This is a genomic window from Clostridium nitrophenolicum (assembly GCF_055391695.1).
In genome coordinates, this window is sequence record NZ_AP042469.1 from 1,332,820 (window position 1) to 1,358,215 (window position 25,396).

The 25,396-nt window shown below is 28.1% G+C and carries 24 protein-coding genes; 22 read left to right on the plus strand and 2 right to left on the minus strand.

Features of this window, described 5'->3' with window-relative positions; all coding sequences use genetic code 11:
• The first annotated feature begins 17 nt into the window (after positions 1-17).
• From ACZ5N4_RS06165 to ACZ5N4_RS06230, 14 genes are all read left to right on the plus strand, one after another.
• Positions 18-1,124 carry a radical SAM protein gene (locus ACZ5N4_RS06165; protein ID WP_464208123.1) on the plus strand — a complete coding sequence of 369 codons (1,107 nt, stop codon included), beginning with the start codon at positions 18-20 and terminating at the stop codon, positions 1,122-1,124.
• Between the two features lie 14 nt (positions 1,125-1,138).
• Entirely contained in the window at positions 1,139-2,470 is a 1,332-nt protein-coding gene (locus tag ACZ5N4_RS06170) for a radical SAM protein (RefSeq protein ID WP_464208124.1), read from the plus strand.
• Between the two features lie 173 nt (positions 2,471-2,643).
• Positions 2,644-2,787 (plus strand): hypothetical protein, encoded by a 144-nt coding sequence (locus ACZ5N4_RS06175; protein ID WP_464208126.1) that lies wholly within the window; start codon positions 2,644-2,646, stop codon positions 2,785-2,787.
• A 57-nt stretch (positions 2,788-2,844) separates the two neighbouring features.
• Entirely contained in the window at positions 2,845-2,988 is a 144-nt protein-coding gene (locus ACZ5N4_RS06180) for a hypothetical protein (protein WP_464208128.1), read from the plus strand.
• Between the two features lie 51 nt (positions 2,989-3,039).
• Positions 3,040-3,180, plus strand: a complete 141-nt coding sequence (locus ACZ5N4_RS06185; protein ID WP_464208129.1) for a hypothetical protein — start codon at positions 3,040-3,042, stop codon at positions 3,178-3,180.
• A gap of 131 nt (positions 3,181-3,311) precedes the next feature.
• Positions 3,312-4,862, plus strand: a complete 1,551-nt coding sequence (locus ACZ5N4_RS06190; protein ID WP_464208131.1) for a M1 family metallopeptidase — start codon at positions 3,312-3,314, stop codon at positions 4,860-4,862.
• A gap of 82 nt (positions 4,863-4,944) precedes the next feature.
• On the plus strand, positions 4,945-5,853 hold the full coding sequence (locus tag ACZ5N4_RS06195; protein ID WP_464208132.1) for an ABC transporter ATP-binding protein: 909 nt from the start codon (positions 4,945-4,947) through the stop codon (positions 5,851-5,853).
• Positions 5,846-8,590, plus strand: coding sequence for a hypothetical protein (locus tag ACZ5N4_RS06200; RefSeq protein WP_464208134.1), 2,745 nt, complete (start codon positions 5,846-5,848; stop codon positions 8,588-8,590). Before ACZ5N4_RS06195 ends, ACZ5N4_RS06200 begins: the two co-directional genes overlap by 8 nt.
• A gap of 307 nt (positions 8,591-8,897) precedes the next feature.
• Positions 8,898-10,568 carry an ABC transporter ATP-binding protein gene (locus ACZ5N4_RS06205; protein WP_464208136.1) on the plus strand — a complete coding sequence of 557 codons (1,671 nt, stop codon included), beginning with the start codon at positions 8,898-8,900 and terminating at the stop codon, positions 10,566-10,568.
• 202 nt (positions 10,569-10,770) lie between these two features.
• Entirely contained in the window at positions 10,771-11,550 is a 780-nt protein-coding gene (locus ACZ5N4_RS06210; protein ID WP_464208137.1) for a GNAT family N-acetyltransferase, read from the plus strand.
• A gap of 187 nt (positions 11,551-11,737) precedes the next feature.
• Complete coding sequence (locus ACZ5N4_RS06215) at positions 11,738-11,974, plus strand: DUF2164 domain-containing protein (protein WP_464208139.1); 237 nt, start codon at positions 11,738-11,740, stop codon at positions 11,972-11,974.
• 82 nt (positions 11,975-12,056) lie between these two features.
• Positions 12,057-12,521, plus strand: a complete 465-nt coding sequence (locus ACZ5N4_RS06220; protein ID WP_464208141.1) for a GyrI-like domain-containing protein — start codon at positions 12,057-12,059, stop codon at positions 12,519-12,521.
• Between the two features lie 222 nt (positions 12,522-12,743).
• Positions 12,744-14,786 (plus strand): leucine-rich repeat domain-containing protein, encoded by a 2,043-nt coding sequence (locus ACZ5N4_RS06225; protein ID WP_464208143.1) that lies wholly within the window; start codon positions 12,744-12,746, stop codon positions 14,784-14,786.
• Between the two features lie 439 nt (positions 14,787-15,225).
• On the plus strand, positions 15,226-15,405 hold the full coding sequence (locus tag ACZ5N4_RS06230; RefSeq protein WP_464208145.1) for a hypothetical protein: 180 nt from the start codon (positions 15,226-15,228) through the stop codon (positions 15,403-15,405).
• Between the two features lie 168 nt (positions 15,406-15,573).
• On the opposite strand, the gene ACZ5N4_RS06235 is transcribed toward ACZ5N4_RS06230, so the two are convergent.
• Entirely contained in the window at positions 15,574-16,176 is a 603-nt protein-coding gene (locus tag ACZ5N4_RS06235; protein WP_464208147.1) for a hypothetical protein, read from the minus strand.
• A gap of 563 nt (positions 16,177-16,739) precedes the next feature.
• Here ACZ5N4_RS06235 and ACZ5N4_RS06240 point away from each other — a divergent pair.
• The 8 genes from ACZ5N4_RS06240 (at position 16,740) to ACZ5N4_RS06275 (ending at position 23,924) form a co-directional block, all read left to right on the plus strand.
• On the plus strand, positions 16,740-17,738 hold the full coding sequence (locus ACZ5N4_RS06240; protein WP_464208149.1) for an alpha/beta fold hydrolase: 999 nt from the start codon (positions 16,740-16,742) through the stop codon (positions 17,736-17,738).
• Positions 17,739-18,176: 438 nt separating this feature from the next.
• A complete protein-coding gene (locus ACZ5N4_RS06245) occupies positions 18,177-18,740 on the plus strand; it encodes a sigma-70 family RNA polymerase sigma factor (protein ID WP_464208151.1) in 564 nt (187 codons plus the stop codon).
• The gene (locus ACZ5N4_RS06250; protein WP_464208153.1) at positions 18,737-20,140 is read left to right on the plus strand and encodes a hypothetical protein; all 1,404 of its coding nucleotides are present in this window, start codon (positions 18,737-18,739) and stop codon (positions 20,138-20,140) included. The genes ACZ5N4_RS06245 and ACZ5N4_RS06250 overlap by 4 nt, the downstream gene beginning before the upstream one ends.
• A 148-nt stretch (positions 20,141-20,288) precedes the next feature.
• Positions 20,289-21,101, plus strand: coding sequence for an alpha/beta fold hydrolase (locus tag ACZ5N4_RS06255; RefSeq protein WP_464208155.1), 813 nt, complete (start codon positions 20,289-20,291; stop codon positions 21,099-21,101).
• Between the two features lie 273 nt (positions 21,102-21,374).
• Positions 21,375-22,388 carry a CPBP family intramembrane glutamic endopeptidase gene (locus ACZ5N4_RS06260; RefSeq protein ID WP_464208157.1) on the plus strand — a complete coding sequence of 338 codons (1,014 nt, stop codon included), beginning with the start codon at positions 21,375-21,377 and terminating at the stop codon, positions 22,386-22,388.
• A gap of 346 nt (positions 22,389-22,734) precedes the next feature.
• Entirely contained in the window at positions 22,735-23,247 is a 513-nt protein-coding gene (locus ACZ5N4_RS06265) for a GNAT family N-acetyltransferase (protein WP_464208159.1), read from the plus strand.
• Between the two features lie 2 nt (positions 23,248-23,249).
• Complete coding sequence (locus ACZ5N4_RS06270) at positions 23,250-23,567, plus strand: MazG nucleotide pyrophosphohydrolase domain-containing protein (protein WP_464208161.1); 318 nt, start codon at positions 23,250-23,252, stop codon at positions 23,565-23,567.
• Between the two features lie 81 nt (positions 23,568-23,648).
• The gene (locus ACZ5N4_RS06275) at positions 23,649-23,924 is read left to right on the plus strand and encodes a YciI family protein (protein ID WP_464208163.1); all 276 of its coding nucleotides are present in this window, start codon (positions 23,649-23,651) and stop codon (positions 23,922-23,924) included.
• A 131-nt stretch (positions 23,925-24,055) separates the two neighbouring features.
• Here the strand turns inward: ACZ5N4_RS06275 and ACZ5N4_RS06280 are convergent, their stop codons facing one another.
• On the minus strand, positions 24,056-25,372 hold the full coding sequence (locus ACZ5N4_RS06280) for an amidase domain-containing protein (RefSeq protein ID WP_464208165.1): 1,317 nt from the start codon (positions 25,370-25,372) through the stop codon (positions 24,056-24,058).
• Positions 25,373-25,396 lie beyond the last annotated feature (24 nt).

Here is a 25,396-nt window from a genome sequence, read left to right on the forward strand (position 1 = left end):
TGTTAGGAGGAATGGTAATGTACAGTATAACTTTACAATTATTAAAAAATTGTAATTTAAGATGTAAGTATTGTTTTGTAGACCATACATCAGAAGTAATGGATATGCAGTTAGCTAAAAAATCTATAGATTTTGAAATAAATAGAGCATTAAAAATTAAACAAAAAGAAGTTAAAGTAACTTTCTTTGGCGGAGAACCATTATTAAAATTTGATATGATTAAAGAGTTAACGAAGTATACAAATAAAGTGGCTGAAAACAATAACTTAAAAGTTACTTTTGATTTAGTAACAAATGGATTGTTGTTTACTAAAGAGGTAAGTGAGTTCTTTGTAAAAAATAATTTTAGTGTTGGTATAAGCTTAGATGGTGATGAAAAAAACCATAATTTAAATAGAATAGATATAAAAGGAGAACCAAGTTATTCTAGGATAATGAGCAATATGGACAACATAAAATATTATGAAAAAAATTCTGGAAAATTAGTTCAAGTAAGTATGGTAGTTTCTAAAAATACATATCTTAATTTTTATGAAAATTTAAAATCTATTATAGACCTAGGCTTTAGAAAAATAGCTGATGGCTTAGAGTCTTATGGATACTGGGAAGAAGAAGAATGGACTAAAGAAGATTTTAAAAAATTAGAAAAGCAATTCGAATTGGCTACAGAACTCTATCTTAATAAAGTAGAAGAAGGAAATCCATTTATGTGGAGTTTTATCAATGAGGGTATAAAGACTTTGACGGAAAAAAGAAAGCATTACTTTTGTGGCTGTGGAGTTATAGACAATTTTATTACCACGGATGGATCCATTTATCCATGCACCTTTTGCTCAAAAGAATCTGCAAAAATAGGACATGTAAATGAAGGGATATATGCTGATGAAATAAAAAGGTTCTTAAGATATGAAAGAAACCTCTCTAAAGAATGTGAAGAATGTAATATAAAAGAATTTTGTTCTAGTTGCGATTGTTTAATGAACAATTTTGAAAGAACGGGAGACTATTATAAAGTCCCATTTGAAGTTTGTGAATTTTCAAAAATGAGATATAAGTTAAGTAAGAAATTATTAGAGAATCCAAGATGGCATAGGGTTATGGGAAAATATGAAAAAGCTCAATAAAAGAGGTGATTGAAATGAAGTATGTTTGGAATGATGCAGTAATAACATTAAAACATGATGATAAATTTGCATTTGTAAATCCTAAAAGTAAAGCGTGGTTAAAAACAAAAATTAAAGTAAAAGAAATGATTGACAATATAATTAAAGGAAATGAGATAGATAACATTTCAAAAGATAAGAAAGATGAGATATTAAACAGGTTTATAAATTCAGGAATTATAAGCACAAGCAAGGAAACAAATTCTGAAATTAGTGTTGATGAGAAAAGCATAAGCTCTATATATTTAATGGTGACAAAAAAGTGTAATTTAAAATGTAGTTTCTGTTCGCTAGGGTGTAGTCCAGAAATAGATGAACCAGTAATATTAAATATAGATAACATTAAACATATAATTGATGAATTAAGTAATTATAAAATAGGCAGTATTATTATAACTGGAGGGGAACCAACTATAAGGAAGGATTTATTAGAAATAATAGATTATATTCATGATAAATTGAACTGCAAATTAATTCTTGAGACAAATGCTCTTCTAATAGATTCTAATTTTATAGAAAAGGTAAAAGAAAAAGTTTATCAAATTGATATTAGTTTTGAAAATATTTTTGAAAAAGATGCTAAATGGCAATATGAAAAAATTGTAGATGTGGTAAAAAAGCTAAAAGATAACCAAGTATCAATGGTATTTTCATACGTTGCAACGTCTGAAAATTATGACAATGTATTCAAATTTATAGATTTGGCAGTAGAATACAATCCAAAACATGTTATTGTAAGAAATGTTTGTTCAATTGGCAATGCTAAAGATAATAAAAAATTATTATTAGATAATAAGGAAATTTTCGAAAGATATAAACAAATTTGTGAATATTTATATGAAAGACAATATGATTTACCTTGGGTTGAAAGCTTTGTAAGGACAAGTTTAATTCCTAGATATAATTGTTCTGCAAAAGGAGATACTATGTTTGTATATTCTGATGGACGCGTATACTCTTGTCCTTCATTATTTCATGATGAATTTTGTTATGGAAACATATTGGAAAATGGGGTTAAAGAAGTTTTTGAAAATAGAAGTGAAAAAATTAAAAGTACGCTATATCAAAAAAGCTTTCACATAGATGAAAGATTATTGTGTAAAGAATGTGATTTAAAATACTTTTGTGGTGGCAATTGTTTTGCGGAAATTTATGAAAATAAGCATGATGTGGACAAGCTTCCTCCTGATTGTGAATTGAGAAAAATATTAATAAATTATAACTTATGGGAATACGATTCGAAAATTAGTTTTTTAGATAATTTAAAAAATATAATTGAACTATTAAATGAGAAAAGTGTAAGTTAGTTACGCTGAAATAATAACAAATACCTATTAAATTTAAGTTCTTTTGATAGGATCATTGTATATGGTTATATAGCTATATACAAATGATAATATAAAAATCCACAACCATAAAGTCTGCAGCAAAATGGTTTGGATAACCTATAAAAATAAACTAAAGTTAGGGGGGAATTGTAATGGAAAGAGAAAGCAAAAAAATTGAAGCTATTACTGAAGAGGATTACGACGTAGAAGGCTACAGATATTGTACATCAAAGGTAGAACATTGTTTAAGTGATTGTTGGTTCATGCATAATTCAGTTGCAAGCACAAACGATTAATAGTTAAGCGATATAGATTATCATAAAATTATAAATTTAATAATAGGAGGTTTTACAATGAAAATGGAAAATAAAAAAGTTGAAGTTATAAATGAAAAGGATTATGAGGTAGAAGGCTACAGGTATTGTACATCAAAGGTAGAACATTGTTTAAGTGATTGTTGGTTTATGCATAATTCAGTTGCAAGCACAAACGATTAATAGTTAAGCCATATAGATTATTATAAAATTAATAATAGGGAGGATCTTACAATGAAAATGGAAAATATAAAAGTTGAGGATATCAGTGAAGAGGAATATGAAATAGACGGATATGCAGGTTGTGGAAAACAAGAACATTGTTTAACTGACTGCTGGTTCATGCATAATTCAGTTGCTAGTGTTAACGATTAGTATTTTAATGATAATTATGAATATACATTAACTTGAGATTTGCATTAATAAAATTTAAGGCGATTGTATTATACAGTCGCCTTAAGGTGTTGTTGTATGAAATATTACAAATATAAGGATGTGATTACAATATGAAGGTAAATTGTAGAAAAACAATATTTATTGTTTTTTTAGTTAGTTTTTTTACTATATGTTTTGTAAAAGATATCAATGTAAAAGCATCAGAATTGTATACAAAATACAATATGAATTTAGAGTTTAATGAAAAACAGAAATGTTTATATGGAAAAGAAGAAGTATATATTAAAAATTCAAATGATGATGATCTAAAAAGTTTAGTGTTTCATCTTTATGCAGATTCTTATAATGAAAAAGACACAATGCCGGCTAGTGATAACATTGATAAAGACAAACCCTTATCAAAAGATGAAAGAGGGGATATATGCATAGAAAATGTATTAGTAAATGGACAAATAGTAAAATTCACTCAAAACAATCAAATTTTAAAAATATGGTTAGATAAAGAATTAAAAAAAGGTGAAAGTTTAAAAGTATTGATACAGTTTAATCTAAAGTTGCCTAATGGGTTTTCAAGGCTTGGATACTCAGATGATGTATATTGTTTTGCAAATTGGTATCCAGTACTTTCTATGTATGATTCAAATAGCAGTAAATGGAATGAAAATGTATTTTATCCTATTGGGGAGTCAAACTACAGTGAAATTGGGGATTATGATGTAAATATAAAAGTTCCTAAAAGTTTTGTTGTAGTATCTACTGGAAAAGAAAAAGAAGTATTGGTGAATGAAGAAAACAAGATTGTAAACTTGAAGGCAAAAGACGTAAGAGATTTTTCAATAATGATGAGCCCGTATTTTAAGTCTTTATCGGAATATATAGATGGGATAAAGATAAACAGCTATTATATAGAAAAGAATAATATGACTAATGAAACTACAGCAAAAAATATATTAAATACTTCAGTAAATGCTGTTAAGTTTTTTAATTGCAATTTTGGTAAATATCCTTATGAAGAGCTTGACATAATTGAAACTTGTTACGAAGGTGGGGCTATGGAATATCCTCAATTAATTCAAATGCCTAGATATTCAAGTGAAAATATTTTTATAGAAGAAACTGCTGTTCATGAGGTTGCTCATCAATGGTGGTATGTAGCTGTAGGTAATGATGAGTTTAATGAGCCATTTTTAGATGAGTCATTAACTTCATTTTCTACTGCTTATTATTTTGAAAAAGCTTTAGGAGAATATTCTAGAGATGCTGTAATAAGAAGTTTAAGATATAAATTCACAATAGCATATGAAAATGGAATGAAAAATATTAATTTTCCTTCCTGCGGATCAAGTGTTGATAAGTTTGAAAATGATTTTTTGTACAACATGGCCTTATACAAAACAGGAGCTTTAATATTTGAAGATCTTAGAAGAATGGTGGGAGAATCTAGGTTTTTAGAAATACTGCAGGCTTATTTTAAGGAGTATAAGTTTGCCAATGCATCTATAAAAGATCTGCTTAATGTGATTGAAAAAAAATGTGGGAAAAGTATTAAAAAGTACATAGAAAATTCAATATATTCTGATAGTTACATGCCAGAACATTTAAAAGTTACTTCCGAAGAGCTAAAAAAAATAAAAGCTGAAGAATTAAAAGAAAAAAATTGAAAGACAAAAAACTTTTAACCAATAATTTACGTATTAGTCAATGGAATGAAAAATAAAATCTTAAATATTAAGGAGGAAGGTTATGAACATTTCAGAAAACAAAATAATCATAAAAAACTTAACTAAAAAGTATGGAAAGTTTAGAGCTCTTAATAATTTAAATTTAGAAATCAAAGAGGGGATGTTTGGTCTTTTAGGTCACAATGGAGCAGGTAAAACTACATTAATGAAACTCATAACAACTTTAACAGAACCTACTAAGGGGCAAATTATTATTAATGGGCTTGACACTGTAAAAGATAAGATGGAAATTAAAAATATAATAGGATTTCTTCCACAAGAATTTAGTGTATATCCAGATTTAACTGCTTATGAATTTTTGGACTATATAGCAAAATTAAATTATGTTAAGAATAAAAAGATGAGAAGAAACTTAATAGAGTCAGTTTTAGAAAAAGTTAATTTATTTGATGTAAAAGACAAGAAAGTCGGAGGATTTTCAGGTGGAATGAAAAGAAGAATAGGGATTGCTCAAGCTATTATAAAAGATCCTAAAGTTCTTATAGTAGATGAACCAACAGCAGGATTAGATCCAGAAGAAAGAATTCGTTTTAGAACTATGCTTGTAGAACTTAGTCAAAATAAAATAGTTATACTTTCAACTCATATTGTAGAGGATATATCAGCATCCTGTGAACAGATGGCATTGTTAGATGGTGGAAGTCTTAGATATGCAGGATCACCAGTAGACTTTGTAAATGAAGTTGAAGGAAAAGTGTGGGAAATACAAGTGAATAATAAAAGAGAACTTTTGGAGATAAAAAATAAATATTTAATAATATCAATGAAACAAACTAAGGAAGGTACTTATATTCGTGTGCTTTCAGAAAATTTAAGAGAAGGTTTAAATATAAAAAAAGAAGTGCCTAATTTAGAGGATGCGTATATTTACTTTAGGGAAACAGATAGAAGAGGTGAGTCTATTGTTTAATAATGTATTTGTAGTGGCCGGCAAGGAATTTAATAGATTAAGAAAAAGTCTTTTCTTTTGGGCAGGGTTAGTATTGATATCTATTGCACCTGAGTTAATAAATAATCCTATTCAGGATGGAAGAGTTCTTTGTACACCAGGTTCTGTAGCATACTATGTTTTATATACTGCATTTCTTACAGATACATTAGCTATTGCTCTACTCATAGGATATATTTGTTTTTATGATGATAAAACAGAAATGAACAGTGTTATTCTTACTCAACCAATAAGTAGTCATAATTACGCATTAGGAAGGTTTATAGCTGTATTTCTTATGTGGTTATTTTTAGCTATGATTCGAGTGATTATTTTACTCTTTGTTCCGCTATATTTTAAAGCTATGCCCTACTCTCCCATACCATTTTTAGAGGCAACATTAATTTATTTACTTCCAGCTATATTTTATTTTACAGCTCTATGTTACTTTATTTTGATGATTTCTAAATCAACAATAATAACTACAATAGTTTCCGTAGTATGGGGATTTTTGCAGTTAAGTTTTTTGCATAATACTGCAATTGATGTTAACTTAGAAGGAAAAGTCCAAGTGTTCTCAAATGGGGAGAAACTAACTCGGGATTTTGCTACCTATTTTGTGACAAATAGAATACTACTTATTTTAATTGGTATTTTATTTTTGTCGGCATCTATTTTTATATATTCATCTGAAAAGAAACATACAAAAACAACAAAAAAATCAAAGACTTCAAAACTTAAGTTAAATTATAATTTTAGAATACAATCTCCTGTAATAAGGGCAGCTATTATAGTGGTTGCATTAGCATGTATACTGTTACTTATAATATCAAAAGAAAATGATGGATGGAATAAATTAAAAATGTTTCTTTCACTTATTCCTTTGTTTCTCATAGTCAATGTATTAAGTGAAGAATATGTTCAAAATAGAGAAGGTATACTTTTTACATGTAAAACTCCAATTTATAAGCAAATGCTTACTAGAATTTTATATGCTTGGATATTTAGTGAAGTGGTTCTATTTATATGTTATTTAGCAGCTTTTATTAATGGAAACGAAAATAATTTTAATAGATTTTTACCAATATTAATCTTGTCTACTTTTTTAAGTTTGCTTGGGCTAACAGCGTCAAACCTATCAAAAAAACCCTTATTAGGTTTTATTGTTCCTATGGGGTATTGGATATTCTTTATATTACAAGGCGCTAAATTTAATGAAACTTTTAACTTTGTATCCTTTATAAATCTGATGCTGACTTCTCAAATGATATGGATAAATTTAATAAGTTTAAGCTTAATAAGTATAGTACTATTAGTATTCAATATATGGTATGTAGGTAAAGGAGAAAAAATAAGAAAGCCTCTATTAAGATATACATTTGGAGTAGTTGTTTTTATTATTTGTATAATTGGCATTCATTCTTATTATATATATAATAGGAGTATTGTTCAAAGCAAATTAATGAATAATAAAGATACAATATACATTTTGAATGAAAGATCTCCTAAGGTAGAAAAATTTTTACAAAATAAAGGTGTTAAATATTCTATAATGGAAAATTTCAATATAAATAATTTCGGTAAAAATAATATAGTTTTTATATGTAATAAAAATTGTAAGGATTTAAAAAAAGATATAAAAATTTTAGATTATATTAATTTTAACGATGACGGGTTACAAATTAACGATTTTAATATAGTAGATGCTTCTTGTTTTAGATTTACTGTTGCAAATCCTGGTAATAACAAAAAACATATAGTTTTTATGCAATCTAAAAATTGGACAGATGAGGAATTAAATCTATTATTCAACGAAAAAAAGGGTAATTTTATAGCTGCTAAAGGTAACTCTTGTTTATTTGAAAGCAATTATAATTTAAAAAAAGATTATTCTATGGTAGACAATTTAAAAATTCGTGATGAAGGCGCATGGCTAATGAAGGGTAAAAAAGACGTTAAAATTATGTATAGATATGCGCCTAAAGCTAAAGTAACAATAGACGATTTATTAGATACTTGGTATGTTGTTCATAAAGAATTAAAGAAGACAACTGGAGAAGATTTAGCTGTTAACACTCTTCAAATTTATGATAGATACAAGCCAATTAATTTAAGTTCTAATGCACTTAAAATCGGAATAAATGATATACGATCTTTTGATGCTCCTCAATCCTCAATGGATGAAAGATGGACTCAAACAATAGCTGTAGAAGCATTGGAAAATATAGTTTTTAAAAATATAAAGGATGAAAAAATAAGAGGTGGATGGAGTGAATACTTATTTTATACAAGGATGATTCCAGCTTTTAAAGAATTAAAAAAGGAAATTTTAGATTATAACTACAAAATGACTAATGGAAATATTACGGAGTTTTATGGAGATTATTATGAATCTTTACAAGAAAAAATAAATACAGCAAAAAATAAAACTTATATTGATGAAGATAATATTCAGGTTGCTGGCCAAAATATATTATATTCTTTTGATAACAAAAAAGATAGTTTATATAAAATAGTGAGGATGATTTATAAGTCTAAGTATCCTATTAATGAGTTACAATTGGAAAAAATGTGTAGTGAAAATTATGATGCTGGGGAAACTCAAAGTGTATTTAAATTTTATGACGAAGTTAAGGAAACCTGCGGAAAATATGGAGGATTAGGTGAGATGTTAAAACCTTTAGATACCAGTGTAATAAATACAAGAACCCAAGAATAAATATAAGAAGGTTATACATTAAATTTAAAAATATATAGTAAATAAATTAAATGTATTTAAGCCGTAAATTATGTATAAAAAATTAGTTAAGATATAGTAATATACTTTATCTTAACTAATTTTTTATTGTAATTAAGTAATGTCTTTATCGTAATAAAATAAGTCATAAATGTATTTGAAAATTTGAAAATTAATACTATTATTACAAAATATAAAACTAATAATACGCTTTGATGGAACGGAAAACTAAAAAGATATATGATTTAATTGTAATAAGGGGAAAGGATGTTATGAGGGGATGAAAAAAATGAATAGTGATGTTATTAAAAAATTTTTTGCATTATTTATAAGACCAGTTATAAAAGATCAAATAATAGCATTTATATTTTTAGTTATATGTACTGTTGCTAGCATTATATTTCCGTATTTTTTAAAGCTCATAATAGATGATGCATTAGCTAAGAAAAATTTAAATCTTTTAATTATATATAGTGTAGGTATGATTATAACAGCATTCATAATGATTTTATTTAAAAACCTTCAATGTATGAAATTTGTTAAAGTAGGTCAAAAGATTATATTTAATATAAAACAGCTTACATTAAACAACCTTATGACGTATTCTTATAATTTCTATTCTAAAAAAACTACAGGAGAAATAGTTTCTGTATTAGAACAGGATGTAGATGCAATAGAGGACTTAGCTACAACTGTTATAAGTGATATTTTAGTGAATTTATTTACTTCTATTGGATTATTTATAATACTTTTTTCTATGGATTTTGAAATAGCAGTTGTATCCTTAATGGCATCTTTAGTATTTGCATTTATTCAAAACAAGCTAGGGTTGGCAATAAGAAATAGGATAACAGATTTAAGAGAGAGAATTGCTGATTTAAACTCAGTAACCTTTGAAATAGTTTCCTCTATTAGTTTCATACAAATATTAAATTGTGTGGATTCATTTAAAAACTCTTATAAAAATAAACAAAGAAAGTGTATAAATAGTAATGTAAAATTTTGGAAAACAAGAAACTATTTAACGGCAACTGGTGGAGCATTCAGTTCATTAGGCATATTGCTCGTACTTATTATTGGTGGAATGAGAATATTAAAAAATGAAATGACAGTAGGAACTTTATTTGCTTTAACTATATACATACAAAGGGTATATGGTCCAGTAATAAATTTATCAGAAGCTTATATAACTGTTCAAAAATCAAAGGCTATTTTAAAGAGAATATTTAACTTAATGGAAAGAGAAGATATTATAGAGGATGGAAATTTAGTTTTTGACAAGCCTTTAAATGGAGAGATAGACTTCAAAAATGTGTGTTTTAAATATGGTACAAAACCTATTTTAGAAGATGTAAATATTTATATTGATGCAGGAGAAATAGTTGGTATAGTTGGAGAAAATGGGTCTGGAAAAACCTCCATAACTAGAATTTTAACCAGACTCTGCAAAATTCAATCAGGAAAAATACTCATAGATAACAGGGATATTAATGAGTATAAGCTTGATTATTTTAGAAATCAGATAGGTTATATGACTCAAAAAGTTTTCATATTTAAAGGAACTGTAAGAGATAATCTTATCCTTGGAAATCAAGATATTGATGATGAAAAGTTATATGAAATTTTAGAGGCAGTTCGATTAAAAGAGGATATAGATAACATGCCAAATGGATTGGATACTATATTAGAAGAAAAAGGAGCAAATTTATCAGGAGGACAGGCTCAAAAGATATCTCTTGCTAGGATCATATTAAAAAATCCATCTATAGTTATATTAGATGAGCCTACTGCATCTATAGACTTAGAAACTGAAAGATTTTTATCTTTGAATCTTAAAGAGCTATTGAAGAATAAAACAATTCTAATTATATCCCATAGAGAGGAACTTTTAAAACAATGCTCTAGAGTATTTAAACTAGAAGATTGTGAAATAGTTGAAAACAAGGTTGGGATTGCTTAAGGGGAGCATATCAAACTGAATTTTACGGTGTTTTTACGCTGCACTTCAAAAATTATACGTAATATCAAGAGCAGAAATGCTCTTTTGTTTTTATGTTATAATTTTTATAATGAGTAAGTCAAAAAGATAATGTAATATGACATATTGTTGTCACCTTCATAGTGGTATTATTAAGTTATGATTAATGAAAGGAGTTACCAACATGAATGACTCAAGAGAAATTATAACTTTAAATAAAGAAAACATTGATGCTGAACATATTTGCTGCGCTATATCAGATAAAAAATGTACTGAAGGATATCTGAAGAAAAAGGAATGGCTAAAACAACAAATTTCAAAGGGGTATGTATTCAAGAAATTTAATGTTAAACATAAAGTCTTTATTGAATACTGCCCATCTGATATAGCTTGGCTACCGATTACTGCACCAAACTACATGGTAATAAATTGTTTTTGGGTTGCAGGACAATATGCAGGAAAGGGATATGGGAAAAGGCTTTTAGAGAACTGCATGAAAGACTCTATAGATAAGGATGGAATTGTAGTTCTTACAAGTAATAAAAAGAAATCATATATTTCAGATAAAAAGTTTTTCATAAGGCAGGGCTTTGAAGTTTGTGATACAGCTCCTCCATACTTTGAGTTATTAGTTTATAAAAATAATCCTAATGCCATAAGCCCTACCTTTAATCAATCTGCTAAAGAAAATGTCTGCAGCAATAAAAATGGCTTAACAGTATATTATTCAAACTGTTGTCCTTTTACTGAATACTATACCAATACAGTGTTAAGAGAATTGGCAAGTAGAGAAGGCATATCATTAGAGATTATTAAGATTGATAATAGAGAACAGGTGAATGATCTGCCATCAGCTTTTAGTATTTATAGTGTGTTTTATAAGGGGAAATTTATTACTCATGAGATTTTAAATGAAGCAAAATTTAATAAAGTTATAGATGGTATAAAGAATGGTGTATACTGATATAGATATGAAGTCATATGATTTTTTCTTAAGATTTAATATGAATCAATTAATTTAAGAAGCAATGATAAAAAAGTAGAAATATAATTTTCAAATATATAGTATAATTATTTCAGGATGTTTTGTTCATACTTGTAATTTATTGTAGCTTAACATGAAGAAGGATAATTTTAGATGGAGGTACGGTATGATGAATAAAAGTAAAATTAAGTTAACTAAAGAGAAAAAGGAAGAAATGGTTTCTGCAATAAAGAATTATTTTATAAATGAAAGAGAAGAAGAAATAGGAGATTTGGCCTCAAATTTGATGCTAAGCTTTATTATTGAAGAATTAGCACCAGAGTTTTATAATCAAGGAGTTTACGATTCTTACAAATATATAAATGACAAAAGTGAGGATTTATTGTCTATTCAAATATATTAACTTATATAGTCTTTACAATTATAATATAACATTCTTGCTAGGTATAAAAATAAAAATTCAAAAAAGTAAGGAGAGGTGTTTTATGGAACCCAAAATTATAGTTGATAAAGAATTTAAAATTATTGGCTTAAAAAAGTTGATTAAACCAGAAAGTGAAGCAATACCTGATTTGTGGAGTAATTTTTTTTCAAGGAGATATGAGATAAAAAGCGAAGTAAAACCGGATGTTGCTCTTGGTTTAAGTGAGTACCTGAATATTAAGATTGATAGTGAATTTAATTATTGTGCTTGTGTAGAGGTAACTGACTTTAATGGTATTCCAAAAGGAATGATAGCTAAAACAATTTCTCCTTCAAAGTATGCGGTATTTACTCATAAGGGACCAATGACCGAACGAAATAAAACACTTAACTACATATATGGAACCTGGTTGCCAGGTTCAGGATATGAGTTGGCTGAAACTGATATAATAGAATTGTATGATTCAAGGTCAATTGACATTTCAAGTCCTAATTGTGAGTTTGATATTTATATTCCTCTTAAATAGGATATAATCTCGTTAAACTTTCTGAAAGCCTGGACGTAGACTTATGCGTTTTGGCTTTTTTTATATAGAAACTGAAGAAAATAAGTAGTTTATGAAAACACCGTATTATTCAAACATGAATTCCGCGGTGTTAAATAATAAAATCCTCCTTTCATTATATGGAATATGCTTTCCAAAAAAGTTATAATAAGTATAATGATCTATAATAGGGGGATGTATAAATTGAAAAATAAGTTTATAGTGGCAACTTTTTTGTGTTTTTTTCTATTATTTTCGACTAGTGTACAAGCAACCGATTTTACTGACAATCAGACAGTAGATCCAAACAAAACATGGACAATTAAATTTACAGATGATGTTGTATTTGACGATGCAACTAAGCAGGGTATAAATGTAACGGATAGCTCAGGTGTTGTAATAAGTGTAGGTATCCAGTTAGGGCAGGATAGTAAAACAATTACGGTAACAGCTCCAGAAGGTGGATATACACCAGGAGGAAATTATATATTGAACATTGGGAGCAAGGTACACTCGAGTAAAGGGAAGGCATTAAAGAATGAATGCAAGGTACATTTTAGTATTAAAAGTAACACTAATAGTGGTGGTATAGTAACTTTCAAAGATAAAAACTTAGAACAAGCAATAAGAAATCAAATAGATAAGATAACTGGAGATATTTATAAAAGTGATGTTGAAAAAATAACAGAACTAGATGCACAATATAGGGGAATTGAAGATATTAGTGGAATAGAAAATCTAATTAATTTACAAATGCTTGGTTTACGTGGTAATCAAATTAGTAGTATAGATGCGTTAAAAAACTTAACTAACTTAAAACAACTTAGTTTAGGTAACAATAAAATTAGTGATATAAGTGTATTAAAAGACTTAGTTAACTTACAAATACTTGATTTAGGTGAGTATTATAACAGTTACAATCAAATCAGTAATATAGATGTATTAAAAAATTTAACTAATTTAAAACAGCTTAGTTTAAGTGGCAATCAACTTAAAGATATAAGTGTGTTAAAAAACTTAGTTAATTTACAATCTATTGATTTAAGCTACAATGAAGTCAGTAATATAAGTGCATTAAAAAACTTAACTAATTTAAAGCAGCTTAATTTAGCTAACAATAAAATTAGTGATATAAGTGCATTAAGTAACTTAACTAATTTACAAGAACTTAATTTAGGTTATGTTCCATGGAGAGGCATTCCAGCACCTGTTCTAAAAGAAAATTATAATGAAATTAGCGATATAAGTGCATTAAAAAATTTAACCAATTTACAAACACTTAATTTAGGTTACATTAAAGTAAAGGATATAGGTGCTTTAAAGGGGTTAAGTAATTTACAAACGCTTGATTTATGTAACAATCAAATTGGTAATATAAGTGATGTAATAAGTGCATTAAAGGAGTTACCTAATTTGAAAAGCCTTGATTTATCTAGTAATCAAATTAGTGATATTAGTGAATTGAATAAATTAACTAATATACAAACACTTAATTTAATTGGTAATAAAATTAGTGATATTAGTGCATTAAAGGGGTTAACTAATTTACAAATGCTTGATCTAGATGGCAACCAAATCAGTGATGCAAGTGTATTGAAAGATTTACGTGGTTTAAAATGGATTAGTTTGTTTAATAATCCAGTAAGTAATGTTGATATACAATCTTTAAAAAATGCTTTACCTTGGTGTGAGATTAATGAGGTTGTAGCTAAAAAACCTAATATATATTTGTATCCAGAGAAAACTGAAGAATTATCAGTATATGTTACCCCTAAAGGTAAGATAACTAAATCAATTCCAGAATATAATGAAGGATGGAAAGTAACAGTTGACCCAAGTGGAAAGATTGACAATACTTATGGTTTTTTATTTTATGAAGCTTCACTTAATTATCAATTTACCTTAAACAAAGGCTGGATTATAAATAAAGGCAGTTTTAATGAAGAAATGAATAGCATATTGACTTCCATAGGTTTAAATTCAAAAGAGAAAGCGGATTTTATTGAATATTGGTCAAAAGAGTTAAACTGGCAAAAAAGTAGATATGCAGCCTATTATCTTGATCCTAAAGAAATAAATGAAGCAATTAAAATTAACTTATCTAAGGAACCTGATTCAATTTTGAGAGCTTATTTTTACTTTGTGCCCCTTAATGATAACGAAAATTTAGAGATTAAAAAACCTAAAATAAATGAATTTAAACGTAATGGATTTACAGTTGTTGAATGGGGGGGGATTTGTAAATAATCTATTAGAACACTGTATTATTCAAACCTGAATTTTACAGTGTTTTACGTCCACTTCAAATATTATGCGTGAGATCAAGAGCAGAAATGCTCTTTTGTTTTTGCCTAAACTTTGTCAGATTAATACTTAATATGATAATCATGTGACGTAACTGTATAGAAATAAGATATGAATAATGTTCTTTATAATCGAATAATATTGTATTAAGGATTACTCTATTTAACATAAATGTTTTAATATAACACTGAGGCATGATATAATTCTTCTATGATGTAAGCCAGAATAGTAAAATAAAAGAAATATTAATGGGGATGTGGGTGAGGAAAATGGAAATTAAACTACAGACAGTTATTAAAATGAAAGTAATTAAAAAAAATGGATATTGTCCTATATTTAATGAGGGGGACGAAATAATCATAAAAAACATTGCTTAGATGTTTTGGAGAACAAATTACAGAAATATTGCTATGCAACGCTAAGCGATATTTATCCGAAATATTCAAAACTTAGAAAAATGCCGATTGGAAGTAAAGATATTTTCAAGTGCAGGGATAATGGAATTATTGAAATTGAACTTGAAAGATATGAAGATGAGTTATATGATTTTGAAAGAAAATAATACATAAAAACGAATATTTATTTATAGCACCGTATTATTCAAAGTAGAATTTTACGGTGTTTTTATTTCGCAATTCAAAAATTATAAGAAATAAATATATATATACATAAAGTCTAAGGCAAATTAGGGAACTGTAGATAATTAGCCCCCTAATTTATTTTAATTTACTTATTTCTTCTTAGTTACAGTATAAGTATTAAAACCACCTTTAGGTGCATCATTAAAATAAGTCTCTTTTGTCTCATCTACATATAGTGCATATGTTATACCGCCACCGCCATCCTTTATGCCCTTTATTTCTATTTTGCCTTCAGCTGGCACTCTAAAAATCTTGTAATCACTGGTTAGCATAAATGGCTGTGATAATTCCTTATCATTGTGAAATACCTGAACATAATCACCATCAACTGCTGCAAAATCCCATATATTTAAAGTAAGTTCCTTTATATTTGAGTTAACGGTTATCGATTGATCCTTTTGTTCAAGTTGTTTATCTTTAGATGCTACAGCAGTTCCAGGAGAAACATTTTTTGAAACACCTGTCTTTGGTATTGACGTAGTTGAGGATATACCATTAAATACTCCTGTTAAAAGAATGATAGAACCAATAATTCCTAAAGATAGAGATAATATCGATATCTTAGTTATAGTTTTAAAGATTGTACTTGGATTTTTTGTAATTATTAATAATGCTGAGGTTGATACACCTAGAGCACCTATTCCTAAAAATACTTTTACAAAACAAAAAATTAAATCATCAATATTAAGCACTTAATGTCACTCCAATCTGTAGTTATGTGTAATTACTATTTTCTACATAAATTTTGAAATTCCTTCATAATTATGAAATTTAAACATTCTAGGAAAGATAGATATGTAGAAAAATCAGTAAAAATGTGGTTGAATATTATTTATAAAATGTATTATTATTAAGTTTAGTTAACTACGTTGTAGGGAAATTGAATATTAAACTTTAATACATCACGTAAGACCAAGAGCAGAAATGCTCTTTTATTTTATCCTTTATTAGATTAATGCTTAATATGAAGTAATGCGGCGTAACTATTGAAATTAAAAATACGAACAATGTTCTTTGCTACGAAAATAGACTGCATTTCTATTTTCATTGGCAGCTGTGAAGTAAATCATGAATCGTTGAAAATTGAATAATGCGATGTTAAAGGGTGGAAAGATTTCATATTTATCGGAAAATTAACTATATTTTATATGAAAATTATGATATAATTCCCATTGGTAAAGCCGAAATAATGAGATATTGCTTAATACTTACGATATCAACTTGTGAATAGCTATATTTTAGGGGGAGTTTATAAATGGATTTAGAAACAAAAAAAGATAAAAGAAAAATCAAACAAATAGGTGTAAGACGATTTAGAAAATATGTATTTAGAGCTTTAATTTGCATATTTATTATTTTATTAATTGGTTTTTCATACGAAAAAATTGGTGAATATAAGGATGCTAACAGCTACCCTCCAGTGGGAAAAATGATTGCTGTAAATAATCATAAAATAAATGTTTACAGCAAAGGTGATGGGAATGTTACTGTAGTTTTTTTATCAGGCATGAATACTCCAAGTACATATGCAGATATGTATCCTCTGTATAACGAAATTTCAAAATATACTAAAACAGTTGTTTATGACAGGCCAGGACATGGGTGGAGTGAGGTGACAGATAAACCAAGAGATATAGATTCTATTGTAAAGGAAATGCACACTGCACTAATAGAATCAGGACAAAAACCTCCATATATATTAGTTGGTCATTCATTAGCATCTTTGTCAGTAATAAGATTTACACAAACTTATAAAAATGAAGTATCTGGATTAGTGTTAATAGATGGTGGCGCTCCTGAGTTTTATGCAAAAAATAGTTTGGTAGTTCCTAGAAGTACAGTATTTAAGTATAAGGTACTAAAGACTACGGGCATAGCAAGGTTAGTACTTTATCACACAGATTATTATTCAAAAAATCTTAACTTCCTACCTGATAATTTAAAACAATTATATTTAGGAATGATTCTAAAAACTATGTATAATAAAAATATTATTGATGAAGGTATTATGGAAAGCGCTGGTGCAAAAACCGTTTTAGCAAAGGATCATTTAGGGAATGTACCACTTAGAATATTTACTTCCGATCAAAATGATAGTTTAAGTACTGAATGGAAAAATAGCCAAGAAGCTTTGAAAAAATGGTCTACAGATAGTATGCAAATGGTTGTTAAGGGTTCAACACATGCAATACACCATACTTCTCCTGATGTTATAAATAATGAAATAAAAAAATTGATAGAAAATCAGAAGTAGAATGTACCTAGGTTTAATGCGAGTAAAATCCTCATAATAAAAAATAATTTAAATATTTAAAAATAAAGCTTTCTATGATAAAAAATAACAACTCATAGAAAGCTTTTGTTATGACCAGAAAGTCAAACGTGTCTACATTTTAATTTTAAGTTACTCCTACTAAAAATATTCTTTATTGTATTAAAATACTTTTCATGTATTTTAAATATTTATTCTGCAGCCTTAAAGGACTATTCTATAGAGAAAAGTTTTGAAAGCTTAAAAATAGGATAAAAAGTGTTCGATTTATGGCCTGTAAACGTTCCTAATTAAATTCACGTTATTATAGATATAATGTTTTTTATAATAAACACGTTAAAATATAAAGATAAATTTTGTGAAATACTTACCATATTATCCGTATTAATTAGTGATAGGATAAGACGGAAGGAGTTAAAAATGAAAATTAATGATGAAAATTTTTTATTAGAACTTAAGAAAAAAAATCCTGCAGCCTTAGAATACATCATTAATACTTACTGCAATTTAGTTTTTAAAATCATAATAAATGTACTTGGAAACGATAATTATGAAAATGCAAAAGAATGTATTAATGATGTATATCTTTTAATATGGAATAAAAGCCATTTATATAATCCAGAAAAATCTTCATTTAAAAATTGGCTTTTAGCTGTAAGTAAATATAAGGCTATAGATTATAAAAGAAACTTAACCAAACAGGACAAACTTCAAATAGAAGAACAAATGTTAATTTCTAAAACTGATGTTGAAAATGAGTATATATTGAAGGAAAGGAAAGAAGAATTAATAAAGCTTTTACAATATGAGCATGAACTGGACAGAGAGCTGTTTATACGAAAATACATTTTAGATCAAGATATGGATAGCCTATGCAAAAAATTTAATTTATCAAAGGGTGCTGTTTACAATAGATTATGGCGTACTAAAAACTCACTTATAAGAAAATTAGATATTTCAGATGAAGTGGAGGTATCAAGATGAAATTAAATTTAAATGAAGATGAAGTTTTAATGCTTTTAAATGATGTTAATATAAACGAAAATGAATTTAGTGATGTAGAGCTTAATGAAATTGAAAAGAAAAAAATCTGTAAAAATATTATTAGTAAAGTAAAGCCTAAGAAATCTAAAAGTAAAAGAAATTTTATTGCAGCAGCGGTTATACTCTTGATAAGTATTCCTATACTCATATCTCAAAAAAATGTTTTAGCTAATATGATAGAAAAACTAACTGTAATATCTGGCATTGGAGAAGTAAAGGTTTCTTCAGATAAACCCAAAATTCTTAAAAATAGTATTAAACAAGGTAATATAACCTTAGTTAATATGTATGTAGACAACAATAAAATTATAATTACTTTGACTATTGAACCAGAAGAAGAAAAACTACCTTATTACACTATTAAAGATGAATATGGTAATCTCTATGAAATTCATAGGAGTGATAATCTTGCTATGATGCCAGATAATCACATAGGTTCATACAGGGCAGAATTTCATGGTAAAGTAAAAAAAGCTAATAGTTACACTTTAAGTGTTTTAGATAGCGATAAAAAATCTACTAGAGCAACTTTTAAATTGAAAAATTCTGATTTTAAAGAAGCTCCTGAATCAAAGATCTTATATACTGCAACTAATGGAATAACTACATTAAACGTGACTTCATTAAAAAGAGAGGGAAATATTTTAAAAGTAGATTATTATTTTACAGATACCTTACCAGATTTTAAATTTAAAAAAATAGATAAAGTTAATCAGGGAACCTTTGAAGAAGGTAAAGAATGGGGAGTCAAGGAACCAATTAGCACAAAATTAATAAATAATGATTCTATAAGAAATCCCTACATTATAATTTCTGATGAATATAATAACGCAGTATATGGGCATAGCAATACTAATTATTTAGATCAAGAAAATGAATCTTTATTTGATTTAAGCAAACTCACTGGTAAAAAGTTAAAATTAACTGTTTCAAATGTAGTTTATCACGTTCAGAATGATTACATGAGTAAAAATAATGATTTTAAGTTGGAATTAGATGTTCCTAAATCAGGAAAAAGTATTTTAAACAAAACAGGCGAATATAAAGGGATTAAATATAAAATTATTAGTATTGAGCGTTTATCAGATAACAGCGTAGAACTAATTTACAATTATATAAATGATAGCAATGCAAAATTGCAAACTCGAAACATTTGGTTTGAGAGTGTTACTATGGGAAAAAGTGGTAGTAATGAATTTAGACCATATAATAATAATATTAAACATATTCTTCAAAAGGAGGAAGGAATAGGCGACAAATTACGATTAAATGAAATTAATGGGTCTTTTTCTTCGGTTGGTCCTTTTGAAATAGAACTGGATTCATCAACAATTAAATAAATTTTCACTGTTTTTATTTAAAAACTTAGGCCCTATTTTTTAATAATGATATAGCTAATCGGTATTAAAAATCAGATATATGATTCATCTATTTGTTTCCAAGAGAATAAGATAATAACGGAGAAATTTTATTTATGGAGGTATTTGTGTGGGATACTATGTTATAGTAGAACCAAATGTAAAAATCTATGTAGAGGATCTTAATCCAGAGGGAAAGAAGACAATATTATTTATACACGGTTGGCCTGCAAATCATAGGTTATTTGAATATCAATTTGATCAGCTTCCACAAATGGGATATCGATGTATTGGAGTAGATATCAGAGGATTCGGTAATTCAGATAAGCCTTGGAGGGGATACTCCTACAACCGATTGGCAGACGATATTCGATGCGTAGTTGAAGCACTTAGATTGCAAGATTTCACACTTGCGGGTCACTCTGTAGGAGGAGCGATTGCAATTCGATATATGGCTCGTCATAATGGATATGGGGTATCCAAACTTGCTCTTTTTGCTGCTGCCGCTCCTAGTTTTACCAAACGTCCTGGTTTTCCTTATGGTCTTAATAAAGAAGATGTAACTAAAATTATTCAAGATACGTATAACGATCGCCCTAAAATGCTACAGGGATTTGGAGATATGTTTTTCTTTCAGTACTTAACAGGACCTTTCTCAGATTGGTTCTTCCAATTGGGACTACAGGCAGCAGGTTGGTCCACAGCAAAGCTTGCGACTTCGCTTAGAGATGAAAACTTATTTTCTGATCTTGGGAAAATATGCATTCCTACTTTAATCCTTCATGGTATTCATGACAAAGTTTGTCCATTTCCATTAGCTGTTGCTCAAGAAGAAGGAATTAAGAACTCCAAGCTTGTGCCATTTGAAAACAGCGGTCACGGATTGTTCTATGATCAGCGAGACAAATTTAACGAAGAATTGATGAAATTTATTGAAGAATAAAGTTTTTGTAACGTAGAACATCTTAATAAAAATATTCAAAGCTAATAATTCATTTAAGTAAGTCCAAATATAGGAGGTATAAAATGAGTTACACTAATCCATATGAACAGCAGGGTGTTGAATAACAGGTTAATCTTTATTTATGATATAAGTTCTAGTGAGTTTGAATAAGTTTGAGCTATATGATATAATTTCCAAAGCAGGATACATTTACCTTGACTTGAAGGGTATAAATAGAAAGTAGCTGTTATAAAACTTTTAGAGGAGAATGCTATGGAAACAAATTCAATTAGAATTAAGAGAGAAATAACAACATTTATGCTGGTTACTTTTACAATTACATTTTTTATGGGGATAATTATGTTTTTTATATACAATTATATTGATAAAGCTATCAGTTCAAGTTTTGCTTTAGTACAAATGTTTTATCCTGCCTTAGCTGCTATTATACTAATAATTAAATATGAAGAAGAGAATATTCATAAAAACTTGATTAATTTTTTTAAAATTTATATTGCCTTATGTATTTTATCTATAATTGGTTTACTTGTTGGAACTTTTGCTTTCCCCAAATATGTATCAAAAATATTAGCTGCACTAGTATGTATATTTAGTATTATCTTTTTTCCTTTAATCATTAAGAATAAAGATAATTGCTTTGAAAAAATTAATATGGTTTTTCAAAAGAACTTTAAGAACGTTTTTCTATTATGTTTAACATTTGTTGGAATTCAATTTATAATAATAGTCTTAAGTGGACTTGTTTACGGTAACTTTATTGAGACTATGAAAAAAGGTATTGGCGTTTTAGGATTTCTTCCTTTTAACGTACTGATCTCCATTCCCTTATCTTTTATAAGTTTCTTTGGAGAAGAGCTAGGTTGGAGAGGATATTTACAGCCAAAACTTCAAGTTTTATTTGGCAAAAAACTTGGTGTTATAATATTAGGTCTTATATGGGGATTATGGCATTTACCACTTTGTTTTATGCTATATAGTCCAAAAACTCCAATATACTGTGTAATATTCCATGTTTTTTATTGTATATTCATTGGTATTTTTTTAGGTTTTGCATATATGAAAACCGGAAACCTTTGGTCAACTATAATTATTCATTTGATAAATAACTCCCTCGCTTTTAGCAATGATAACACAGGTGGTGCAGTATTTACACCTCAAATCTTAATATTAAATATAATTATCTGTGGCATTGTATTTTTACCATTTATATTTACTAAAGAGTATAAGGGAAAAGAACTAGAAAAAATTTATGTAAATTCATTATAGAAAAAAGAAATTTACAATATTATTTAAAGTCGTAATCTGAAAAACTAATAATTTTCTTGACCACCGTATTATTCATCTGAATTTTACGGTGTTTTTGCGTCACAATACAAATATATAATGCATCTATCGTAAATTTACGATAGATATACTTTCTTAATATTACAGGAATTAAGAAGAGCTTTAATTGAAATTTAATATGCAGTTCATAGAGAAGCCAGAAATATTTGCTATGGATCTTCGAAGACCTATTACCAATCTCCTTTATTTGTATTGGTAAAAATTATATAATTAAATTGATAGTCTAATATCATATTAATAGATTTTTGTGGTTAAAAGGGGGAGGAACATGAAACATATTAAAGAAAAATCTGATCTTATAAATATAAGGAATACTCAAGAGAAGGATTTAGATTTTGTAATCGCTTCGGAACGAGAACCTAACAATGCGCAATATGTTGATCAATGGACGAAGGAGCAGCATAGAAATGCATTAACCCAGGATGATATTTTGCATTTAATTGTTGAAGATAAAACTACAGATAAACCTGTTGGATATTTAATTATAGCAGGCCTTACAAACACACATCGAAATATTGAATTTAAGAGAGTTGTGATATCGGACAAAGGTAAGGGTTTTGGAAGAGAAACTTTAAAATTAGTTAAAAAAATAGCTTTTGAGCAGTTGAATGCACACAGGCTTTGGCTTGACGTTAGATATAAAAATCATGGAGCACAAAAACTTTATAAATCTGAAGGGTTTATTGAAGAAGGTATCTTAAGAGAATGTATTTTATATAATGAAAATTATGAATCAATAATTATAATGTCAATTCTAAAAAATGAATATAATGGAGGATAAAAATGAATTTATCAGAAATTCAAAATATAGTAAATAAATTCACTAAAGATAAGAACATGAATTCAAGTGTTAACGTTAGAATGATTGACTTAACATCAGAAGTAGGAGAACTGTCAAAGGAGGTTTTAAAAGGAACTAACTATGGCAGTAAACAATTTGAGAAAACTGAAGAATGGAACAGTGAAATTGGAGATGTGTTATTCTCTCTTATTTGCATAGCAAATGAAACTGATACTAATTTGAAAGATTGCCTAAACTTTGTTCTTGATAAATATGAAAAAAGGTTTATCAGTAAAGGAGATCTAGGCTCTGGAAGATAACTAGGGCAATAGCTTCAGGAGAAAAGAACAAAAATTGTCAGTAATGAAGTTTGTTTTTATCTTAGTTAGGAGGGAAAATAAGTGACATATGTTTATTTAATGAGCAATCAGAAGCCGATAAATGCTGATATCATTAAGAGTCATGTAGAATATTTAAAAGAGTTAAAGGCACAGGGTAAACTTGTGCTTTGCGGACCATTTACAGATTATCCAGGAGGAATGGTTATAATTTTTGCAGAAAGTATTACAGAAGCAACAAAGATTGCAGAATCCGATCCCTTCATTGCATCAGGATGCAAAACTTTTGAAATTAGAACGCTTGAACTGGCAAATGAAGAGAATAATTATCTGCTTTGACCAAGAATCATGTGCGCTAACTTTAGTTCACAATCTTCTAAAAGAACGACATAATTTAAGGGAATGCTCCTTAATTTATGTCGTCTCTTTCTAATATTGTTTAAAACAGATAATATATTCAAAGAAATGACTTATCCGTTTATGTGTATAAGAAAAAACCTTATTTTAGCGTCACCCCATCCTAAATCCCAAGGTACATGATACCTATCTGTAGTATGAGAATTCACAAGTGGATATCCATGAGAATCAAAGCCTGTTATTACTGCAAAGTGGTCTATGTTTCCCCTGCCTTTTTCATAAGCAATCACGTCTCCAAGCTGCAATTTTCCAACTGCTCCATTAGGGAGTTTTTCTGAAGATTTAGTCAACTCTTTAAATGTACCAACACTAATTACACTTCCTCTTCCACTGTTTACTAAGAAATTCTTCAACCCATCAGCATTAGCCCAAGCGTTACTACTAGGCACCCAAGCACCACCAATGCGCATACCGCCACCTTCTTTATCTCCTAGTACTTGGGATACATAATTGGTACAATCTCCACCTATACCATTATAATCATTATATTTCTTGTTATATTTAAAATTATTACCACTTCCCCAAGCAGCGCCACAGTATTTATCAGCATAAGCAACAGCCTTTTCTCTGTCATAAATAGGTTTCCTATAAATTACTTCTTGATAACTTTTATTTATATTATGAACAGGATTTAAAATTGTTGGAAATTTGGCAGCACTGCTAGAATAGCTACGTAAGGCATCCTCAAAGCAGTCAGTGTACCAGTCATTGAAAATAACCCATTTCTCATTCCTTTTAACTAGGCTTGTAGTATGCCTTATTCCAACTCCAAAAGAATTAATAGGAGAGTTCTCCTCGTTATTATAAACATAATCAAATCTATAGGATTCTTCTAAAGCTAATTTTACTATATTACCTTTAGGATAAATTTTCTTTACTCTCACTGTGGATTCTATTTTATTAAAAGTTATATTTCTTTCCTTTGACCAATCATTAAGATATTTTATACGTTTAACCTCATGCTCTAATGCCCATTTACCATATTTTTGTGAAGTATCAAAAAGTGTGTTTAAAGATGATACATCACCGGAGGCAAGAGCTGCTGATCTCTCATTATATATTCTTCCAACTTCCGATTTTAATTCATTCTCGTCGATCTTCTCAACTAAGTTTTGTTTTTTAGGATCTGTTTTGTTTTGGTTCACATTATTTGGTGGAGTATTGTTTTGTTCTGGTTTTTTCTCTTCTGTATTTTTCTGTTGCGGCACATTTTCATTTGGCTCAACTTGTTTCAGATCCATAGCTGAAACCTTTGAAAGATTTCTTATTTCCCTTTTGTTAATATTTCTAATTTTGCTAGAACAGCCAAAGATGAAGCTAACAACTATTAATAAAGTAAGAAAGATTACATAATTGCGCTTTTTGGTCATATCAACTCATCACACTCCTCATAT